17 protein-coding genes are annotated in these 19970 nt (G+C 64.5%); 7 read left to right on the top strand and 10 right to left on the bottom strand.

Annotated features, from left to right (window positions below; genetic code table 11):
• Window positions 1–16: 16 nt before the first annotated feature.
• From alkB to IVB42_RS33455, 4 genes are all read right to left on the bottom strand, one after another.
• The gene (gene alkB / locus IVB42_RS33470; RefSeq protein ID WP_204513909.1) at window positions 17–670 is read right to left on the bottom strand and encodes a DNA oxidative demethylase AlkB; all 654 of its coding nucleotides are present in this window, start codon (window positions 668–670) and stop codon (window positions 17–19) included.
• A 9-nt stretch (window positions 671–679) separates the two neighbouring features.
• Window positions 680–1426 carry a 2OG-Fe(II) oxygenase gene (locus IVB42_RS33465; protein ID WP_085352195.1) on the bottom strand — a complete coding sequence of 249 codons (747 nt, stop codon included), beginning with the start codon at window positions 1424–1426 and terminating at the stop codon, window positions 680–682.
• A gap of 158 nt (window positions 1427–1584) precedes the next feature.
• Complete coding sequence (locus tag IVB42_RS33460) at window positions 1585–2271, bottom strand: DUF2848 domain-containing protein (RefSeq protein WP_085352194.1); 687 nt, start codon at window positions 2269–2271, stop codon at window positions 1585–1587.
• Complete coding sequence (locus tag IVB42_RS33455) at window positions 2264–3613, bottom strand: amidase (RefSeq protein ID WP_085352193.1); 1350 nt, start codon at window positions 3611–3613, stop codon at window positions 2264–2266. The genes IVB42_RS33460 and IVB42_RS33455 overlap by 8 nt, the downstream gene beginning before the upstream one ends.
• Window positions 3614–3786: 173 nt before the next feature.
• On the opposite strand from IVB42_RS33455, the gene IVB42_RS33450 reads away from it, so the two are divergent.
• From IVB42_RS33450 to IVB42_RS33435, 4 genes are all read left to right on the top strand, one after another.
• Entirely contained in the window at window positions 3787–4200 is a 414-nt protein-coding gene (locus IVB42_RS33450) for an OB-fold domain-containing protein (RefSeq protein ID WP_247394124.1), read from the top strand.
• A gap of 3 nt (window positions 4201–4203) precedes the next feature.
• The gene (locus tag IVB42_RS33445) at window positions 4204–5343 is read left to right on the top strand and encodes a thiolase (protein ID WP_247394128.1); all 1140 of its coding nucleotides are present in this window, start codon (window positions 4204–4206) and stop codon (window positions 5341–5343) included.
• A 5-nt stretch (window positions 5344–5348) separates the two neighbouring features.
• Window positions 5349–6263, top strand: a complete 915-nt coding sequence (locus IVB42_RS33440; protein WP_007593675.1) for an SDR family oxidoreductase — start codon at window positions 5349–5351, stop codon at window positions 6261–6263.
• Window positions 6264–6392: 129 nt separating this feature from the next.
• Window positions 6393–7505: an SMP-30/gluconolactonase/LRE family protein gene (locus tag IVB42_RS33435; RefSeq protein WP_026233273.1), complete on the top strand. Its 1113-nt coding sequence runs from the start codon at window positions 6393–6395 to the stop codon at window positions 7503–7505.
• Between the two features lie 52 nt (window positions 7506–7557).
• On the opposite strand, the gene ppc is transcribed toward IVB42_RS33435, so the two are convergent.
• The 5 genes from ppc to IVB42_RS33410 form a co-directional block, all read right to left on the bottom strand.
• The gene (gene ppc / locus IVB42_RS33430) at window positions 7558–10347 is read right to left on the bottom strand and encodes a phosphoenolpyruvate carboxylase (protein WP_247394593.1); all 2790 of its coding nucleotides are present in this window, start codon (window positions 10345–10347) and stop codon (window positions 7558–7560) included.
• A gap of 729 nt (window positions 10348–11076) precedes the next feature.
• The gene (locus tag IVB42_RS33425) at window positions 11077–11310 is read right to left on the bottom strand and encodes a hypothetical protein (protein WP_247394135.1); all 234 of its coding nucleotides are present in this window, start codon (window positions 11308–11310) and stop codon (window positions 11077–11079) included.
• Between the two features lie 292 nt (window positions 11311–11602).
• Entirely contained in the window at window positions 11603–12007 is a 405-nt protein-coding gene (locus tag IVB42_RS33420; RefSeq protein WP_247394138.1) for a YccF domain-containing protein, read from the bottom strand.
• Window positions 12008–12178: 171 nt separating this feature from the next.
• Entirely contained in the window at window positions 12179–13723 is a 1545-nt protein-coding gene (locus tag IVB42_RS33415; protein WP_018456966.1) for an acyl-CoA synthetase, read from the bottom strand.
• Window positions 13724–13851: 128 nt separating this feature from the next.
• Window positions 13852–14661: a crotonase/enoyl-CoA hydratase family protein gene (locus IVB42_RS33410; protein ID WP_018456967.1), complete on the bottom strand. Its 810-nt coding sequence runs from the start codon at window positions 14659–14661 to the stop codon at window positions 13852–13854.
• A 116-nt stretch (window positions 14662–14777) separates the two neighbouring features.
• On the opposite strand from IVB42_RS33410, the gene IVB42_RS33405 reads away from it, so the two are divergent.
• Together IVB42_RS33405 and IVB42_RS33400 are read left to right on the top strand one after the other, a co-directional pair.
• Window positions 14778–15650, top strand: coding sequence for an SDR family oxidoreductase (locus IVB42_RS33405; protein ID WP_018456968.1), 873 nt, complete (start codon window positions 14778–14780; stop codon window positions 15648–15650).
• A gap of 228 nt (window positions 15651–15878) precedes the next feature.
• Window positions 15879–17459, top strand: a complete 1581-nt coding sequence (locus IVB42_RS33400; protein ID WP_026233274.1) for a fatty acid--CoA ligase — start codon at window positions 15879–15881, stop codon at window positions 17457–17459.
• Between the two features lie 168 nt (window positions 17460–17627).
• Here the strand turns inward: IVB42_RS33400 and IVB42_RS33395 are convergent, their stop codons facing one another.
• Entirely contained in the window at window positions 17628–18902 is a 1275-nt protein-coding gene (locus IVB42_RS33395; RefSeq protein WP_247368180.1) for an acyl-CoA dehydrogenase family protein, read from the bottom strand.
• Window positions 18903–19112: 210 nt separating this feature from the next.
• On the opposite strand from IVB42_RS33395, the gene IVB42_RS33390 reads away from it, so the two are divergent.
• Window positions 19113–19892 (top strand): enoyl-CoA hydratase-related protein, encoded by a 780-nt coding sequence (locus IVB42_RS33390; protein WP_085352188.1) that lies wholly within the window; start codon window positions 19113–19115, stop codon window positions 19890–19892.
• Window positions 19893–19970 lie beyond the last annotated feature (78 nt).

The raw sequence follows: 19970 nt of genomic DNA, 5'->3' as shown, positions 1-19970 counted from the left end.
AAGGGGAGAAGGAAGATCAGCGCGTCCTGCGAAACGTCAGATTGATCCGCTTAGGCCCGAGCAACGCATGTTCACCATCGGCGAGCGGCGCGACGCCATGATAGGCGAGCCTGCTAGCCCCGCCCCAGACCACGACATCGCCATGGACGAGCCGGAACCGGCGCGGCTTGTCGTTGCGTGCCAGGCCGCCGAACAGGAAGGTCGCAGGTAGCCCAAGCGAGACCGAGACGATCGGCGCCGAATAATCCAGCTCGTCCTTGTCCTGATGCAGCGACAGCCGCGTGCCAGGCTCATAGCGGTTGACGAGGCAGGCATCGGGCGCAAAGCCAGTAAAGCCGCCCTGCTCCGCCGCGCGGCGGGCGAGATCGCGGAGCACGGGTGGCATCGCCGGCCACGGCGCCCCGGTCCGCGGGTCGATGGGATCATAGCGATAGCCGGTATGATCGGTGATCCAGCCGCGCTCGCCGCAATTGGTCATGGCGACCGACATCAGATGCCCGCCGGGCGTGGTCATGCGCCGGAACGGCGACTGCGCCACGATGGCGCGCACCGCATCGATCAACTCGCTTTCGATCGGCTTGACGAAGCCGCGCAGCAGCACGGCGCCGTCGGCGATCTTCTCGCGCGACGGCTGAGCTTCGGCGACATTATCGAACAAATCCCCCATCAGCGGCAGCGTTTATTTCGCATCGTGAAAGATCACACCCAGCGTGTAGCGCTGGCCAGAGCGAATCCGGCTGACGCCATGGCGGAGATTAACGCGGTAGGTGCCGCGTGTCCCCTGCACTGGACGATGATGCACAGCGAAGGCAACGGCGTCGCCCTGCGCGAGCGGAACCACTTCGGCGCGGGACTGCATGCGCGGGCGTTGCTCGGTCAGCACGAACTCGCCGCCGGTGAAATCGCGTCCCGGCTCGGACAAGAGGATCGCGACCTGGAGCGGGAACACGTGCTCGCCATAGAGATCCTGATGCAGGCAGTTGAAATCGCCGGCCTCATATTGCAACAGCAGCGGCGTCGGCCGCGTTTGGCCTGCCTCGTGGCATCGTTTCAGGAACGCGGCGTGAGTGGCGGGATAGCGAATGTCGATCCCCATCGCCTCGTTCCAGCGATTGGCGACGCCCTGGAGATGCGCGTAGAGCGCCGGGCGCAACTGCGCGATCAGATCGGGCAGCGGATAGGAGAAATATTTGTATTCGCCGCGGCCAAAGCCGTGGCGGCCCATGACGATACGGCTGCGGAAGTTGGTGTCGTCGGGATAGAGCGCGGCGACGGCGCGGCACTGCTCCGGCGTGAGCAGGCCCTTCAGGACGGCGGAGCCGTGGGTGTCGAGCTCGCCGGTGATTTGCGGCCAGTCGAGGGCATCGACATGGGCGGCAGTATCCGCTGACGGGGATTGAGGCGATTTGCGTGCTGTTGCTGTCATGGCTCTCTGACCTTCGCAGGACCGCCCCGTCCTCTACCACCCGATTTCCGTCTCTCTCCCCGTCATTGCGAGCGGAGCGAAGCAATCCAGAATTCCTCCGCGGAACCAGTCTGGATTGCTTTGTCGCAAGAGCTCCTCGCAATGACGAAGGAGAGACTTTAGCCCCGCACCGGCAGCGTCACCACGTCATAGCCGTGCTTGATCGTGCGCTTCAGCACGGGGTCCTCCAGCTCGAAATCGAAGCGATCGGCGGGACGGATGCCGCCCTTCGCCGCAAACGTACCGCCGAACATGGCGCAGCCGTCGGGGAATTTCCCACCGTCGAAGCCACGCGCGATGAGGTCGACGACCGGCAGCATCGCGTCGAGCGTGCCCTCCTGGTAGAGCACGCGCTCGCCCTTGATCGTGGCCCAGGAGCGCAGGATCATCCTGTCCCAATGGCCGATGACGTCCTCGAGCTCCCACACGGTGGATGCGATCGGCTTGTCGCACATCTGCTTGGACACCGTGACGTTGTAGGCTTCGACCTTGCGGTCGGTGTGGTCGGAACCGCAGCCGACGAAAATGCGACCCTGCCAGCCGATCAGCACGAACTCGACCTCGCCGGAGGAATCGCCGCCGGTGCATTCGATGCTGTCCTCCTGCGTCAGCCGCCGCGCCGAGGCACGGTAGTAGATCGGCGTCGAGGCCGGCGGCGCGATACCCATCTCCTGCAGCTCGGCAATGTGCTTGTCGCGCGCGACCGGATCGCGGCCGGTCCAGCCGGCGATGACCATCTGGTCGATCGCCAGCGTCAGCGGCGTGGTGGTGTCCTGGGCGTCAACGGTGAAGGTCAGGTCAAACACGAATTACGGCCTCCATGCCGGCAGCAAGCTCGAAGATACGGCGGTCCGATCCGCCCGCGCCCGCCAGCATCAGGCCGACGGGAATTTCGCCCTCGCGATGCGCCGGCAGCGAGATGGCGCAACCGTCGATCATGTTGATCAGGGTGCAATTGCGGAGCGCCCGCAGGTTTTCCCTGGTGAACTCCTTGTCGTCGGCGAGATCGGCGATTTTCGGCGGCGTGTTGGCGGTGGTCGGCAGCACCAGCGCGTCATAGGGCGCGATCCGCGCATTGACGCGGGCGATCAGCGAGCGGCGCTCGTGGAGAAGATCGATGTAGTCCGCCGCGCTCTGCGCCTCGCCGCGCATGATGCGCACGGAGACTCGGGGATCGTAGACGTCACCCTTGGATGTGAGGAGGTAGCGGTGCCAGGCGTAGCTTTCGGAAGCCGCAAAGCCGCCCTTGGCGTTCATCGGTCCGATGTCGTGGAATTCGGCCATCTCCATGCGCTCGATGATCGCGCCGTGATCGGCAAGGCTCTTGAGCGCACGCTCGAATGTCCCGGCCACAGCCGCGTCGAGGTCATCGAGCGCGATCGTGGTCGGCACCGCCAGCCGCATGCCCTTGACAGGTCGCGGCTTCAGCGGGCCGATCAGCTCGTTGGCGAGCACGGCATCGAGAATGGCACAGCAACTGACCGATCGTGCCAGCGGCCCGATGCTGTCGAGCGAGAACGACAGCGGCACAGCCCCGTCGAGCGGCACGCGCCGCTGCGTCGGCTTGTAGCCGACGATGCCGTTATAGGCCGCCGGAATCCGGCAGGAGCCGCCGGTGTCGGTGCCGAGCGCGCCATGCGCCATGCCGTCGAGCACGGACACCGCGGCACCCGAGGACGAACCGCCGGGCACGTGGCCCTCGGCCCGGTTCCAGGCGCCCTTTGGCGTGCCGTAATGCGGATTGATGCCGATGCCGGAATAGGCGAACTCGGTCATGTTGGTGCGCCCGATCACGACGAAGCCGGCCTTGCGCAGCCGCGCTACCGTGGGGGCATCCTGCTCGGCCGGCGAGGAATCATCGAGCGCGCGGGAGCCGGCGCGCGTCACCTGGCCCTTGATGTCGAAGAGATCCTTGATCGAGACCGGGATACCGGCGTAGCGCGACGGCGCCGCCTTCACCTTGCGCAAACCGTCCATCGCATCCGCCGCCACAAGCGCGGCGTCCCTGTCCACATGGATGAAGGTACGCTGCCCCTCGCCGGCCGGATCGGCGATTTTGGCGATGCAAGCCTCGACCAGCTTGCGGGAGCTGGTGCGGCCGCTTTCGAGGTCTTCGGCGAGCTTCTTCAGTGTCGAAAAATCGGGCATGTCTGTCTCACGGAATATTTGCGCGCAATGTATAGCGCTGCCTCACTTCGACACAAGCATTGTGCGCATGATGGCATGCATGCGCATTGCTGGACCGTTGACGCGCCATGGTCGATTGTCGGATCAAGATCGCAACAGCCGGGCTTCGCTTGGCCTTGGGAGGACCTGCCGAGATGGCCGAACCGCATCGCGCGCGACCGAAACCGACGCCGGAGACCCAGCATTTCTGGGACGGCACCAAGGCGGGCGAGTTGCGCCTGCAGCGCTGCGACGCCTGTGCGCATGTCTATTTCCCGCCGCGCCCGTTCTGCCCGTCCTGCGCCTCGCGCAAGGTCAGCATCTTCAAGGCGAGCGGCAACGGCTTTCTCTACAGCTACGTGATCAACCACCGTCCCGCCGCGCCCGGCTTCACGCCGCCTTACGCGATTGCGGTAGTCGAGCTCGAAGAGGGACCGCGGATGATGAGCAACATCATCGACTGCCCGCAGACGCCGGAGGCGCTCAAACTCGACATGAAGCTCGAGGTCGCCTTCGAGGCGCTCGACGACAAGATCACCCTCCCCGTATTCCGTCCGGCGAAGGGATAGAGCATGCGCAGCAATCAGGTTGCCGTCGTCGGCGCGGCCGAGACCACCGAACTCGGTGTCATCCCCAACGTCTCGCAGCTCCAGCTTCACGCGGATGCGGCGCTCAATGCCATTGCCGATGCCGGGCTGAAGCTGTCCGACATCGATGGTTTCGCCACCGCCGTCGAAACGCCGCAGCAGGTCTGCCACTATCTCGGCATCAAGCCGACCTGGGTGGACGGCACCTCGGTCGGCGGCTGCTCCTTCATGCTGCACGTCCGCCATGCCGCCGCAGCGATCGAGGCCGGCCTATGCAAGACGGTGCTGATCACCCATGCCGAGAGCGGCAAGTCGATGATCGGCAAGGCGCCGCGCTCGATTCCTGCCGACAGCCTGCAAGGCCAGTTCGAGGCGCCGTTCGGTGTCTACGGCCCGCCCAGCATGTTCCCGATCCCCGTGCTTCGCTTCATGAAGACCTATGGCATCACGCACGAGCAGCTCGCCTCGGTCGCAGTGGTGCAGCGGGAGTGGGCGGCGAAGAATCCGCGCGCGATGATGAAGGATCCCATCACGGTCGCGGACGTCCTCAACTCGCGCATGATCGCCTATCCGTTCCGCCTGCTGCAATGCTGCCTCGTCACCGACGGCGGCGGCGCGCTGATCCTGACCTCGGCGGACCGTGCCAGGGATTTTCCGCGCAAGCCCGTCTACATCATGGGCACCGGCGAGAGCGTGGAGACGCCGATGGTCAGCCAGATGGAGACGTTCAACTCCTCGCGCGCGTTCAAGACCGCGGGGCCCCTCGCCTTCAAGGAGGCCGGCATCGCGCATAAGGATGTCGACCATCTCATGATCTACGACGCCTTTGCGCATCTGCCGCTGTTCGGCCTCGGCGACCTCGGCTTCATGCCGCACGAGGAGACCGGAAAGTTCATCGCCGACGGCAACACGCGGCCCGGCGGCAAGCTGCCGCTCAACACCAATGGCGGCGGCCTGAGCTACATGCATTCGGGCATGTACGGCATGTACGCGCTCCAGGAGAGCGTGCGGCAGATGCGCGGTATCGCGCCGGCGCAGGTCGCCAACGCGAAGATTTCGGTGTGTCACGGCGTCGGCGGCATGTTCGCCGCGTCGGGCACGATCGTGTTTACGAACGAGAGGTAATCCACATGACGAAATCACTGCAAGACAAGGTCATCATCGTCACCGGCGCAGGCCGCGGCATCGGGCGCGAAATCGCGCTGCTCTGCGCCGGCGAGGGCGCCAAGGTCGTCGTCAACGATCCCGGCGTCGCCGCGGACGGCGCTGGCACCAGCGCCGCGCCCGCCGAGGAAGTGGTCGAGGAGATCAAGAAGCGCGGCGGCACCGCCGTCGCCAATTTCGAGTCGGTGGCCGAAGCCATCCCCGCCAGCAAGATCGTGAAGACCGCGACCGATCATTTCGGCCGGCTCGACGGCGTGGTCAACAATGCCGGCATCCTGCGCGACATGATCTTCCACAAGATGAGCGTGGAAGCCTTCGAGGCCGTCATCAAGGTGCATTTGATGGGCTCGTTCTACGTCAGCCACGCCGCGGCGCGGATCTTCCGCGAGCAGGAGTCCGGCTCGTTCGTGCACTTCACCTCGACCTCCGGCCTGATCGGCAACTTTGGACAAGCCAATTACGCCGCCGCCAAGCTCGGCATCGTCGGCCTGTCGAAGTCTATTGCGCTCGACATGGGCCGCTTCAACGTTCGCTCCAACTGCGTCTCGCCGTTCGCCTGGACCCGCATGATCGGGACCATCCCGACCGAGACCGAAGCCGAGAAGGCGCGCGTCGAGAAGATCAAGCAGATGGGCCCGGAGAAGATCGCGCCGGTCTGCGCCTATCTGCTCTCCGATGCCGCCAAGGACGTGTCCGGGCAGATCTTCGGCGCGCGCATGAACGAGCTGTTCCTGTTCAGCCAGAACCGTCCGCTGCGCTCGGTGCACCGGAGCGAGGGCTGGACGCCGCAATCGATCGCGGAACACGGCATGCCGGCGCTGAAGGGATCATTCTACAAGCTCGACCGCTCCGCCGACATCTTCCCGTGGGATCCCGTGTAAGGATCCCGTCGAGCCGCACTTCCGGCATTCCTGCTCTGCGATCTCCGGCTGCCTAGTCCGGAGATCGCTCCGCTTTACGCCCGATTGCTGGCGGATCATTTCCTCCCAACACAACTTTGGGAGGAAACCATGACAAGAATGCTGACCGACTCCGACGACACGACTGCAGGCAGCGGCCTCGCCCGCCGCACGCTCCTCAAGGGCGCCGCGACCGTTGCCGCATCCGCCCTGCTCGCCTCACGCGCGGACGCCCGCGACTTCGGCGCCAATGCCGAGCCGCAGCGCTATCCCGATCCTGACATCATTGCCATCGATCCCAAGCGCTTCAAAGCGAAGGTCGGCAACACCGCAATCAAGCGGCTCTATACCGGCTGCCTGTGGGCGGAAGGGCCAGCGTGGAATGCGCAAGGGCAATATCTGGTCTGGAGTGACATCCCCGCCAACCGGCAGCTGCGCTACCTCGATGACGACGGCCACATCTCCGAGCAGTTCCACAAGCCGTCGAACGAGGCCAACGGCAACTCGTTCGACACCGAGGGGCGCCAGCTCAGTGCCGAGCGCACCCGGCTCGTCCGCTACGAGCACGACGGTTCGGTGACGACCCTGGCCGAGCAGGCCGGCGGCAAGCCGCTCAACGGCCCCAACGACATGGTGGTGCATCCCAACGACAAGGCGATCTGGTTCACCGATCCCGGCTACGGCGCGATCAGTATCTACGAGGGCAAGCTTGCCAATACCGGCTCGCTGCAGCCCCATCAGAAGGAAGCGGTTTATCGCATTGATCCGCAGAGCGGCCAGGTCGCGAAGGTGGCCGACGAGCCGTTCAAGCCGAACGGCATCGCTTTTAGTCAGGACTACAAGAAGCTCTATGTCTGCGACACCGGCATCACGCATTATCCTGAAGCCAAGAACGTGGTGTGGTCGTACGACATCGATGGGGCGAAGCTTTCGAACCCGAAGAAGCTGATCGACATGACGCTCGACGGCAAATCAGGCTTCCCCGACGGCCTGCGCGTCGACACCGAAGGCAACATCTGGGTCGGCGCCGGCTGGGTCGGCCCCGGCTATGACGGCGTGCAGGTGTTCGCGCCAAACGACGGCGCGCGCATCGGGCAGATCCTGTTGCCCGAGACCTGCGCCAACGTCTGCTTCGGCGGCAAGAAGCGCAACCGCCTGTTCATGACCGCGAGCCAGTCGCTCTATGCGGTGTATGTGGAGACGCAGGGCGCGCATTTCTGTTGAGTGCAGCGAATGGTGAGTGGCGAATGGATTCCACTCGCCACTCACCATGTCTCTACCCCGTATTCCTCAATCCCGCCGAGATCCCGTTGATCGTCAGCTGAATCCCGCGCAGCACCTGCTCATCCGGGTTCTGCGCGCGATGCTCTTTCAGCAGCTCGACCTGCACATGGTTGAGCGGGTCGAGATAAGGGAAGCGGTGGCGCACCGAGCGCTCCAGCAGCGGGTTGCCTTGCAGCAGCCGGTCCTGGCCCATGATGTCCAGCAGCGTCTCGATGCAGGAATGCCATTCGCGGCGGATGCGGCTGAAGATTTTTTCGCGGAGCGCCTCGTCGGGCACGAGTTCGGCATAGCGCGAGGCGATCGCGATCGAGCTCTTGGCCAGCACCATGTCCATGTTCGACAACAGCATGCGGAAGAACGGCCATTCCTTGTAGAGCTCTTTGAGGAACGGCATGCCCTTGTCGGGATGCTCCGCGATCCATTGCTCGACCGCGCTGCCAAAGCCGTACCAGCCGGGCAGCATCAGGCGGCATTGCGCCCAGGAGAACACCCAGGGAATGGCGCGAAGGTCCTCGATCGCGCGGGTCTTCTTGCGCGAGGCCGGGCGGCTGCCGATGTTGAGCGTCGCGATCTCGTTGATGACCGTCGAGGCCCAGAAATAATCGACGAAGCCGTCGGTCTCGTAGACGAGGCCCCGATAGGCCTTGAAGGCGAGGCTTGAAAGCTCGTCCATCGCGGTCAGATATTCGCGGCGCGGCGCGCTCTGGCGCGGATGCAACAGGCTCGCCTCCAGCGTTGCGGCTGCCAGGATCTCCAGATTGTTGCGGCCGACTTCGGCGTTGGAGTATTTCGACGAGATGATCTCGCCCTGCTCGGTGATGCGGATCTGGCCGTTCACCGCGCCGCCGGGCTGGGCGATGATGGCATCATAGCTCGGTCCGCCGCCGCGGCCGACCGAACCGCCGCGGCCATGGAACAGGCGTAGGCGCACGCCGTGGCGCTCGAACACGTCGACGAGGCCGATCTCGGCCTTGTAGAGCTCCCAGCCCGAGGTGACGAAGCCGCCATCCTTGTTCGAGTCGGAATAGCCCAGCATGACCTCCTGCACGCTGCCGCGGCTGTCGACCAGGCGGCGATAATCATGCAGCGAGAGCATGCGGTCCATGATGGTGCTGGAAGTCTGCAAATCCTCGATGGTCTCGAACAGCGGCACGATGTTGATGGCGCTGCGCCCGGAGGGATGGACGAGACCGACCTCCTTCAGGAGCACCGCGACCTCGAGCATATCCGACATGCCCTTGCACATCGAGATGATGCATTGGGGGATGGCGTCCGAGCCGAACTTCGCGTGCGCCTCGGCGGCGGCATGGAACACGTTGAGCTCGCCCATCGTCTCGTCGCTGTACTTGACGAACGGCGACACCAGCGAGCGCGTTGAGCGCAACTCGTTGGTGAGCAGCGAGATGCGGGCGTCCTCGCCGAGCGCGAGATAGGACATGCCGGGATTGGCGGCATCCATCAGCTCGGCAATGGTCCGCTCGTGCACCGCCGAGTTCTGCCGGATATCGAGCCGGGCCAGATGGAATCCAAAGCAGTCCACCGCACGCCGCAGCAGCCGCAGCCGGCCGCGGGCGATGACGCCGGCGTTGTTGGAGATCAGCGAGCGGTGCAGCACGTCGAGATCGGCCTTGAGCTCCCCGACGCTGTCATAGGGCGCGCCCTTGCCGACCGGCCGGCGCGTAATCTCGACCTGAAGCATTTCGGCCGTGGCAGTGAGGCGCGCATAGATGCCGGAGACCGCGAGGCGATAGGGCTCGCCGCTCCGGTGCGGCGAGGTATCGGGCGAGCGCTCAGCGAGCGTGCGCAGCTCCTCGGAGACGTCGGCGAGGTGGGCCGCGATCGACAATTCCGAGCCGAGCACGTGCAGCTCGTTCAGATAGAACTGCATCACCCGGCTCGACTGCAGTCGCAGCGTGCCGCGCATCACGTCGGCGGTGACGAAGGGATTGCCGTCGCGGTCGCCGCCGATCCAGCTGCCCATGCGCAGGAACGAGGCGAGCTCGCCGGCCGCCTGCTCGCCGCCCTCCTCCAGCCGGTCCTCCAGCGCGTTGACCAGCCGCGGCACCTCGCGGAGAAACGTGTAATCGTAGAACGACAGGCCGTTGGCGACCTCGTCGAGCACGGTGAGCTTGGTCCGGCGCAGCAGGTTGGTCTGCCACAGCGTCAGCACCTCGCGGCGGAGCTGCTCGTCGCTGGCGGCAGCCTCTTCCGCCGTCAGCGCGACGCGCTCCCGACGATCGAGCAGGCTAGCTACCTCCATCTCGCGGTCCATCGTGCTCTTGCGGCGGACCTCGGTCGGATGCGCCGTCAAAACCGGGCTGACCAGCGCGCTCTTGAAGAAGTTGCGCAGGGCATCGGCACCGATGCCCGCAGCCCTCGCATGGGCGAGCGTCTCGGCCAGCACGCCGGAGCCGCCGCCCTTGTTGGCGCGCATCTGGCGGATGTTGTTCTGGTCCTCGGCGATGTTGGCGAGGTGGGAGAAATAGCTGAAGGCGCGGACGATCCGCACCGTCTCGGAGGTCGACATGCTGTCGAGGATCTGCTCGAGCTCGCGGCGGGCGAGCCGGTCCTCGTCGCGGTGGAATCGGATCGAGGTCTGCCGGATGCGCTCGACCAGATCGAACAATTCAGGCCCCTCCTGGTCGCGCACCGTGTCGCCGAGAATGCGCCCGAGCAGGCGGATGTCGTCCCGCAGCCGCACGTCCGCTTCCAGCGCCTGGACGTCCTCGGGGCGGTTGGGGCGCTGATCGGCGGTGTCGGATGATATGGTCTGGAGGGACATTGGCTCGCTCCGCTGTTCGAGCTCGCTTGGCTGCCCGGCTCAGCCGAGTGTGCAAGTTTTTTGCCGCAGCGCAAGATGAAGTTGGGGGCGGCGCGGCAACATCACCGATCATGGGAGAAATGCGCCTTGCTGAACGGCGCGCGCACACGTCCGCGGTCTCGCGGCGCAGGGGCCCGAGTTTTGCTGTCCGTTTCGCCCTCATCGATAAGAAAGGGCGCAGGGAAGGCCGGGCGCCGGCTGGCACCCAAGGTCCGCACGCGAAAGACGCACGCGGGGGTGACCACAGGTGATGCCGGAACATCCCGGCCTTCCCTGCGCAATGGTTTACGGCTTATGGCGCGCTCTCCCCGGGGAGCGATGCACTATTGCCCCCGTCGCCTTGCAGATGATCGATGCGCGCACCCGGTCGGGCCGCACATCACCGCAAGCCTTGACGCACAGACCCCGGGCGTCAGGACCACACGCTTTTGCCGTCCGCGGACGTCCCTCCCCGGACATCCGGAAGCTCGCGCGTGCTCGCCCCCGAAGTCGAATAGAAACGCTGTGACCGCGCCGGGTCGTTCGCGCGGATCGCGATGGCTCACAGGCGTAGCCCGCCCTGCCACCTCGTCACGCGCCGGCGCTGCCGCGTCCATCGCATCTCGGCTCACGTATCGTGACGATCGCGAAACGCCCTTTTTAGCGGGCCGGAATAGTTTGCGGTTTACCCGAAGAAGCGAATTCGGTCAATCAGAATATTGGAGAACCGATCGATTGACCTGCATGTGGCGGGTTTTGCCCGTCGGGCAACGCGAGGGATTGTGGGTCGGAAGCATTGAGCGGCCACCCGACTTCAATCTCGGGACAATAGTGACGCTTACCAGTGGTGATGGTGCCGCCAACCATAGTGATGGCCTCGGCCTCTGCCCCAGCCGTAATGATGACCACGGCCGCCGCGATGACCCCACCCGTGGCCACCGCCATGTCCGTGGCCGCCCTTGACCTCGATCGTGTCAGTCTGAGACGCGCCCAGTGTGTCCGGCTTGGCAACGGGCATCGCCGAAGCAGAAGGTGTGGGTGTCAAAGCAACGGCCCCCGCCACAAAGCCCACCAAGCAAAGCCACTTCATGCAATCGCCTCCCGATAAGAATGAACCAAGGGCCAGCCGCGGCACATTGCGGCCGCGTTCACTCCCGCTCGTCAACAATGAAGTCGGGAAAAAGTTGCAAGGAAATGTGACGCCTTGCGGAGGCGTAGGATATCCTACGAGTTTGCCTTAAGCCGGCGCGATCACCTTGCCGATCGGCCAGAGCGCGATGCCGGCGAGCTTGAGGTGGGCCCAGGCGAAGGGAATGCCGATGATGGTGATCGCGAGGGCCACGGCGGTGAAGAGGTGGCCGAGCGCCAACCACCAGCCGGCGAGCACGAACCAGATGATGTTGCCGATCACCCCGAGCGGGCCGGTGCCGACATCCTCGACACCGGTGACCTCATAGCGGCTGACCGCCCGCGAGCCGAACGGCATCAGCGTGTAGACGGCGATATTGAACGCCGCCCGCGCCCAGGGCAGGCCGATGATGGTGACCGCCATGATGACCGCGGCGACCAGCCAGCCGAGCGCCATCCAGGCGCCGCCAATGAGAATCCAGAGCAGGTTGAGCAGGATGGAAACGGGAGCCATGGGATGATCCGAAGGTCGATGATCCCGTGAGTATAGCACGATGCGCGAGGTTGCGATCGATAAAGCCGCTCACGTATTCGCGTGCTCGTGTAGCCCCGATGAGCGAAGCGACATCCGGGTCTTACTGGTTGTTATCCCGGGTATCGCTTCGCTCACCCGGGCTACGCACCGCTAGATCTTCCGCCCCGCCTGCTCCCAATAGGGATCGCGCAGGCGCCGCTTGAAGATCTTGCCGGAGTCTTCGCGCGGCAGCCCGGTGCGGATCTCGATGTGCTTTGGGACCTTGTAGTCGGCAAGCGAGGCCTTCAGGCGGGTGCGGATTTCGGCGGCATCCAGCGTAACGCCGGCTTGCGGCTCGACCACCGCCATCAGCGCTTCGCCGAACTCGGCATCGGGGATGCCGAACACCGCGCAATCATGCACGCCGGGCACCGCGTGCAGCACGGACTCGATCTCGGCCGGATAGATGTTGACGCCGCCCGAGATCACCATGTCGCGCTTGCGGTCGCAGATGAAGACGTAGCCCTCTTCGTCGATATAGCCGACGTCGCCGGAGGTGATGAAGCCGTCGCGATCGATTTCGGCGCGCTTCTCCGGCTTGTTGTGGTAGGTGAAATCGGCCATCCCGGCCATGCGCGAGTAGATCTCGCCGATCTCGCCTACACCCAGCACGCGTCCGTCCTCACCGATGAAGCGCAGCTCGGCGCCGGGCGAAATCCTGCCGACGGTGCCGGGCTTCCTCAGCGCGTCCTCGGAGGTCGCGAAGGTGACGGCGCTGGATTCGGTCGAGCCGTAGAATTCATAGATCACCGGCCCCCACCATTCGATCATGGCGCGCTTGACGTCCGCCGGACAGGGTGCTGCGGCGTGAATGATGTGGCGGAGCGAGGAGACGTCGTATTGCTTGCGCACCTCCTCCGGCAGCTTCATCAGGCGGATGAACATGGTCGGCACCATGAAGATGGTGTCGATCTTGTAGCGCTCGATCAGCTCGAGAAATTCCTCGGGCTCGAAGCGGGGAATCAGCACCAGTGCGCCGCCGAGTTTTCCCGCGCGAATGCCGAACGAGTTCGGCGCGGAGTGATAGAGCGGGCCCGGCAGGATCGTGCGGGCGCCGGGCTTGAGCCCGTAGATCATCGCGCGCATGCGCTCGCCGGCAGCCGCCTGCTCCGGCGTCGGCGCGTTGCGCCGTACGCCCTTGGGGTGGCCTGTCGTGCCCGAGGTGTAGATCATGTTCATGGGCTGCGGCCCGACCGGGCCGTCATAGGGCTGGTGCTCTGCGAGCCAGGATTCGAAATCGATCGCGAAGTCCGGCGTCTTCAGATGATCGGGATCGATCTTGTAGCTGGACAGGATCTCCGGGGGCGTCGGCACGCTGAGCACGGTGACGCCTTGGGGAATCGCATCGCGCAAGGCATGCAGCATGTCGGCATGGCCGATCAGCACGGAGGTGCCGGTGTCGTTCAGGATGTAGTTGATCTCCTCCGGCTTGAAGTGCCAGTTGATCGGCACGCCGTAGGCGCCCAGCCGCATGGCGGCATAGGCGGCTTCGATGAAGGCGATGTCGTTGCGCATCAGCATGCAGACGCAATCGCCCTGCCTGACGCCGATCTGGCTGAGACCGCTCGCGATGCGGTCGGCACGATCAGCGACCTCGGCATGGGAGCGGCTGCGCCCGCCGGAGACGATGCCGAGGAAATTTGAGGTTTCGCTCATTGTTGTTTTTCTTTGTTGTTGAAGTTGCCCCTCATGGTGAGGAGGCGCAAGGCGCCGTCTCGAACCATGAGAGCCCGTGGCCCATCCCTCGAGACGCCGCTTCGCGGCTCCTCGGGATGAGGTCTGCGCTAATCCGCAAACTTCGGCGCGCGCTTCTCGAGATTGGCACGCACCGCCTCGGTCTGGTTCGCGCTGCCGATCAACTTCTGCTGCTCGACGGACTCGGCGAGTAGCGCGGGGCCCGGATCGACCGAGAGATTGTTGAGCATGCGTTTCGCGGCGCGGATCGCATCGGGGCTTTTTCCCGCGATCTCGCGCGCGACGTCGAGCGCGGCAGCGCGCGGGTCGTCGCAGATGCGCGTGGCGAGACCGTAAGCCATCGCCTCCTGCGCGGAGAAGATGCGGCCGGTGTAGGTGAGATCGCGCAAGATGTCGTCGCGCACGAGCGAAGCCAGGATCGGCGTGCCCGCCATGTCGGGTACCAGACCCCATTTGATTTCCATCACCGACATTCGCGCATCGGGCGTGAGGAAGCGCATGTCGGCGCCGAGTGCGAGCTGGAAGCCGCCGCCGAAGGCGACGCCCTGGATCGCCGCGATCACGGGGACCGGAAGCTGGCGCCAGCCCCACACGGCCTGTTGCGCAAAATTCGCCTGGCCGTGCGTGCGTTTGGTGAGGTCGCGATTTTCGCCACCCGGAATTCCATTGCCCCCCTTTTCCTTCATGGCGGCAAAACGCCCCATGTCGAGACCGGCACAGAAGGCGCGGCCCTCGCCGGACAGCACCACGACGCGCACGCCTTTTTCCTTCGAAAGCCGATCCGTTGCGGCCACAAGGGCCTCGAACATGGCCTGATCCAGCGCATTCATCTTGTCCGCGCGCACCAGCCGCACGTCGGCGACGCCTTCCGAGATCGAGATCGAGACGCGCTCTTCCATGGATGAATTCTCCCCTGGTTCCCGGCTGTTCTTGTTCGGTGCCGCTTTACAGGAAGCCGGCGGCCGGATTTAGTCAATCGATCAATTAACCGACAATCGCGACGGGGGAAACAGCCATGTTTAAGGAAAATCTTCTGGCGGGGCGGCGCATCCTCGTGACCGGCGGCGGCACCGGGCTCGGCAAGTCGATGGCGGCGCGCTTTCTCCAGCTCGGCGCGGAAGTGCACATCTGCGGCCGGCGCAAGATCGTCTGCGACGAGACCGCGACCGAGCTGATGGCTGAGCATGGCGGCCGCGTCACCAGCCACGGCGTCGACATCCGCAACGCGCTCGCGGTCGAGGAGATGATCGAGACCATCTTTCGCGACGGCCCCCTCACCGACCTCATCAACAACGCCGCCGGCAATTTCATCTCGCGCAGCGAGGAGCTGTCGCCGCGCGGCTTTGACGCCGTCGCCAACATCGTCATGCACGGCACGTTTTACGTGACGCAGGCGGTCGGCAAGCGCTGGATCGCGTTGAAGCAGCCCGGCAACGTCGTCTCGATCACCACGACCTGGGTGCGCAACGGATCGCCTTACGTGGTGCCGTCGGCGATGAGCAAGTCGGCGATCCATGCCATGACGATGTCGCTCGCGACCGAATGGGGCCGCTATGGCATCCGGCTGAACACGATCGCGCCGGGTGAGATCCCGACCGAGGGCATGAGCAAGCGCATCAAGCCCGGCGACGAAGCGGGCGCGCGCACCAAGGCGATGAACCCGATGGGCCGCGTCGGTACCATGGAGGAATTGCAGAACGTCGCCGTGTTCCTGATCTCCGGCGGTTGCGACTGGATCAGCGGCGAGACCATCGCCATGGACGGCGCGCAGGCGCTCGCGATGGGCGGCAATTTCTACCAGCTCCGCGACTGGAGCGACGACGACTGGAAAACCGCACGCGAGAGCATCATGGCGCAGAATGAAAAGGACCGTGCGAAGCGGGGCTGAGGCTCTCTCCGTAGTCGTCCTGGCGAAAGCCAGGACCCATTATCACCGAATGTTCTTTGGCGAAGATTGGCCATGGCCAGTCTTCGCCGAATTGCGTTTTGTGGCTATGGGTCCTGGCTTTCGCCAAGACGACGACGCTGAAGCCATGGCGTACCCTCTCCCATCTTGTCTTCGCCCGCGGATGACGCCACACTCCGCGGCATAAGAACAAGACGTCACGGGAGAGACATGTCCACCACACAGCCATTGGCTGACCTCGCCGACATGGTGCGCGAGCGCGCCAAGAGCCGCGGCAATGCCATCGCCTTCGAGTTCGAAGGTCGTGTCACCAGCTTCGCCGAGTTCGACATCAAGACGAATCGCGTCGCCAATGCGCTGATCGCGATGGGTGTGAACAAGGGCGAGCGCATCGCCTATCTCGGCAAGAACAGCGACAACTATTTCGAGCTGCTGATGGGTGCCATGAAGGCCGGCGTGGTGATGGCGCCGGTGAACTGGCGGCTCGCGGGCCCCGAGGTCGCCTTCATCGTGAGCGACTGCAAAGCGCCGGTGCTGTTCGTGGGACCTGAGTTCATCACCCAGGTCCGCCAGATCAAGGACCAGTTGCCGGGCGTGCGCAGCGTCATCACCACCGAAGGCGGCGCGCCGGAATGGCAGGATTTTACAGCTTGGCGCGATGCACAGAGTGGCGACGATCCCAAGGTGCCGATCGACACTAAGGACATCGCGATCCAGCTCTATACCTCGGGTACGACAGGCAAGCCGAAGGGCGCGATGCTGTCGCATGCGAACTTCCTCAACCTGGTGCAAACAGGCAATGCCGAGGACAAGCCGGAGTGGAACCGATGGTCGACCGACGACGTGTCGCTGGTCGCGATGCCGATCTTCCATATCGGCGGCTCCGGCTGGGGCGTGATGGGGCTCTACCACGGCGCCCGCGGCGTGATCGCGCGCGAGTTCGATCCGACCAAGGTGCTGGATTTCTTCGAGCAGTCCGGCATCACAAAGCTGTTCATGGTGCCGGCGGCGATGCAGTTCGTGGTGCGGCAGCCGCGCGCGAAGACAATCGATTTCTCCCGGTTGAAATACATGCTGTACGGCGCCTCGCCGATACCGGCGGCGCTGCTGAAAGAATGCATCGAGATCTTCAAATGCGGGTTCGTGCAAATGTACGGCATGACCGAGACCACCGGCACCATCGTCGCGCTGCCGCCGGAGGATCATATCGAGGGCTTGGAGCGGATGCGCTCGGCCGGCAAGGCGCTGCCGGGCGTCGAGATCGCGATCCTAGACGTTGACGGCAAGCCGCTGCCGCCGCGCGAGGTCGGCGAGATCGCGACGCGCTCGGGCTCCAACATGGCCGGCTACTGGAACCTGCCGGAAGCGACCGCCGCGACGCTGCGCGGCGACGGCTGGCTGCGCACGGGTGATGCCGGCTACATGGACGAAGACGGTTATCTCTACATCCACGACCGCATCAAGGACATGATCATCTCCGGGGGCGAAAACATCTACCCGGCCGAGGTCGAGAGCGCGCTGTGCGATCATCCCGACGTCGCGGAAGCTGCCGTGATCGGCATACCCGACGACAAATGGGGCGAGGCGGTGAAGGCCGTTGTGGTGATGAAGCCCGGCAAGCAGGCGACCGCCACCGACATCATCAACTTCACGCGCGAGCGCATCGCCGGCTTCAAGACGCCGAAGAGCGTGGAGTTTTTGCCGGCGCTGCCGCGCAATCCCTCAGGCAAGATTTTGCGACGGCAGTTGCGGGAGCCGTATTGGGCGGGGAAGGATAGAAGGGTGAATTAGCACCACTCCAGCCACATCGTCGTCCCGGCGAAGGCCGGGACCCATAGCCACAGGATTGGGTTTTGCGAAAACTCGGAGTTGCCGTCTCGCGCAACGACTTCTCCGTGGGGTAATGGGTCCCGGCCTTCGCCGGGACGACTCCGGGGAGAGACTGCGCGCAACAATCCCTCAATGCTTCCCCGGCCCCATATAGCCGAACAAAAATCCCGCTACCTTGCGGATCTGGATCTCCTCGCTGCCCTCGGTGATGCGATAGCGGCGGTGATGGCGGTAAATGTGCTCGAACGGCTTGTGGCGTGAATAGCCCATGCCGCCGTGAACCTGCATGGCGCGGTCGGCAGACTCGCAACACAGGCGGTTTGCCCAGTAGTTGCACATCGAGACGCGGTCGGAGAGCGTGCGCTCGATCTGCTCCTCGGTGAGCTTGTCCATTTCCCAGGCGGTCTTGCGGATCAACAGGCGCAGCATCTCGGCCTGCGTCGCAAGCTCGACCAGCGGGAATTGGATCGCCTGGTTCTCGGCCAGCGCCTTGCCGAACGGTTTTCGCTCGCGCGCATACTTCACGCTCTCGTTGATGCAGTAGACCGCTGCCCCCAACGAACTCGCTGCCTGCCGGATGCGGTTTTGATGGACAAAACATTGCGCCAGCGACAGGCCGCGACCGTCCTCGCCGAACAGCGCATCCTCCGGCACGAACACGTCCGTAAAGCTGACGCGGGGATGATCGGTCGGCATGTTGAAGGTCCACATATACTCTTCGATCTTCACGCCATGGCTCGTGGCCGGCACCAGGAAGCAGGTGATGCCGCGGGCATCGCCGTCATTGCCTGACGTGCGCGCGAACAGCGCGCAATGCGTGGCGACGTGCATGCCGGTCGTCCACATCTTCTCGCCGTTGATGATCCAGCCCTTGACGTTGTCACGGGTCGCGGGCACCGCGCGCGCTTCCATATGGGTGGCGTCGGAGCCGTGATTTGGCTCGGTCAGGCCGAAGGTGATGCGGTACTTGCCCTTGATCGAGCCGTCGATCATCGCCTTCTGGTCGTCGCGTCCGTAGCGATCGAGCATGGTGGCGACGGGGAAGTTGCCGACGATGGAATGCTCGTTCTGGAGGTCGTTGTGCAGGCCGAGCCCCTTGGCGGCAAAGTGCTCGCGGATGACCGCCATCCAGAGGTTGGAGCCATTCTTGCCGCCATATTGCTTCGGCACCGCAAAACGCAAATGACCGGCGGCGTCTGCGAGATCCTTGGCCTTGCGCAGCAGCGCCTCCCATTCGTGGCGCGGCAGGCCGCCATTCTCGAAATCGGTGCGCGCCCATTCGCGGCGGTGATCGAAGAAGCGGATGTTATCGTCGACCGCCTCCAGCGGCTTGATCTCGCGTTCGATGAAAAGGTCGAGCTCTGCGAGATAGGCGACGAGATCGGCAGGCAGCGAGAAATCCACGGCTCTCTCCCGGATGATTTTTTCGTTTTGCGTTAAGGCGCTGGGCGCAGCTTTGCTTCGCACGATTAAGGTGAGAAGAGCGCCGCCAAGTCAAGCAATGGGAGACGTGTGAGATGCGCAAGGCGCATTGCGCAATTCGATGGTGCTCCAGCGCGGAGGCGCGGTAGTATTCCGGCAATATTCCTTCACGAGAAACTGCGGGAGCGCACGATGGAGCTGAAATTTTCCAAGGTGGAACGCAAGGGGCCGATCACGATCGTCACGCTGTCGCGGCCCGAGGTCTACAACGCGCTGCACACCGACGCGCATTTCGAGCTCAACAAGGTGTTTGACGATTTCTCCGCCGATCCCGAGCAGTGGATCGCGATCGTCACCGGTAGCGGCGACAAGGCGTTCTGCGCCGGCAACGATCTGAAATGGCAGGCCGCCGGCGGCAAGCGGGGCTGGGACAAGGGCGGCTTCGCCGGCCTCACCGCGCGCTTCGACTGCGACAAGCCGATCATCGCCGCGGTCAATGGCGTGGCGATGGGCGGCGGTTTCGAGATTGCGCTGGCCTGCGACCTGATCATCGCCTCGGAGAACGCGACCTTCGCCTTGCCCGAGCCGCGCGTCGGGCTGGCCGCACTCGCCGGAGGCCTGCACCGGCTGCCGCGCCAGATCGGGCTGAAGCGCGCCATGGGCATGATCCTCACCGCGCGTCATGTCAGCGCCAAGGAGGGTCTCGAACTCGGATTCGTCAACGAGGTGGTGCCGCAGGGCGAAGCGCTCACGGCCGCGCTGCGCTGGGCCGAGATGATCACCAAGAATTCGCCGATGTCGATCCGCGCGTCAAAGCAGGCGATCCAGAAGGGCCTCGGCGTGTCGCTGGAGCAGGCGATCGAGGAGCAGCGGGAATATCCGGCCGTGAAGGCGATGGTTGCGTCCCAGGACTACATCGAGGGTCCGAAGGCGTTTGCGGAGAAGCGGCCGCCGAAATGGGTGGGGAAGTGAAGGGTCGCTCGGCTCATCACCGCCGTCATGCCCCGGCTGGACCGGGGCATCCAGTACGCCGCGGCTTCTCGGCTCAAT

Origin of the sequence: Bradyrhizobium sp. 45 (assembly GCF_023073155.1) — a bacterium.
Taxonomy (GTDB): domain Bacteria; phylum Pseudomonadota; class Alphaproteobacteria; order Rhizobiales; family Xanthobacteraceae; genus Bradyrhizobium; species Bradyrhizobium canariense_D.
Note: the sequence above shows the minus strand (reverse complement) of the source record. Positions and strands in the feature narration are given on the sequence as shown.

Bases quoted from the DNA above. Each gene is read 5' to 3' on its own strand.
- IVB42_RS33465 (WP_085352195.1), bottom strand. From the start codon at position 1,426: ATGACAGCAACAGCACGCAAATCGCCTCAATCCCCGTCAGCGGATACT.
- IVB42_RS33455 (WP_085352193.1), bottom strand. From the start codon at position 3,613: ATGCCCGATTTTTCGACACTGAAGAAGCTCGCCGAAGACCTCGAAAGC.
- IVB42_RS33450 (WP_247394124.1), top strand. From the start codon at position 3,787: ATGGCCGAACCGCATCGCGCGCGACCGAAACCGACGCCGGAGACCCAG.
- IVB42_RS33445 (WP_247394128.1), top strand. From the start codon at position 4,204: ATGCGCAGCAATCAGGTTGCCGTCGTCGGCGCGGCCGAGACCACCGAA.
- IVB42_RS33440 (WP_007593675.1), top strand. From the start codon at position 5,349: ATGACGAAATCACTGCAAGACAAGGTCATCATCGTCACCGGCGCAGGC.
- IVB42_RS33435 (WP_026233273.1), top strand. From the start codon at position 6,393: ATGACAAGAATGCTGACCGACTCCGACGACACGACTGCAGGCAGCGGC.
- ppc (WP_247394593.1), bottom strand. From the start codon at position 10,347: ATGTCCCTCCAGACCATATCATCCGACACCGCCGATCAGCGCCCCAAC.
- IVB42_RS33425 (WP_247394135.1), bottom strand. From the start codon at position 11,310: ATGGCGGTGGCCACGGGTGGGGTCATCGCGGCGGCCGTGGTCATCATT.
- IVB42_RS33420 (WP_247394138.1), bottom strand. From the start codon at position 12,007: ATGGCTCCCGTTTCCATCCTGCTCAACCTGCTCTGGATTCTCATTGGC.
- IVB42_RS33415 (WP_018456966.1), bottom strand. From the start codon at position 13,723: ATGAGCGAAACCTCAAATTTCCTCGGCATCGTCTCCGGCGGGCGCAGC.
- IVB42_RS33410 (WP_018456967.1), bottom strand. From the start codon at position 14,661: ATGGAAGAGCGCGTCTCGATCTCGATCTCGGAAGGCGTCGCCGACGTG.
- IVB42_RS33405 (WP_018456968.1), top strand. From the start codon at position 14,778: ATGTTTAAGGAAAATCTTCTGGCGGGGCGGCGCATCCTCGTGACCGGC.
- IVB42_RS33400 (WP_026233274.1), top strand. From the start codon at position 15,879: ATGTCCACCACACAGCCATTGGCTGACCTCGCCGACATGGTGCGCGAG.
- IVB42_RS33390 (WP_085352188.1), top strand. From the start codon at position 19,113: ATGGAGCTGAAATTTTCCAAGGTGGAACGCAAGGGGCCGATCACGATC.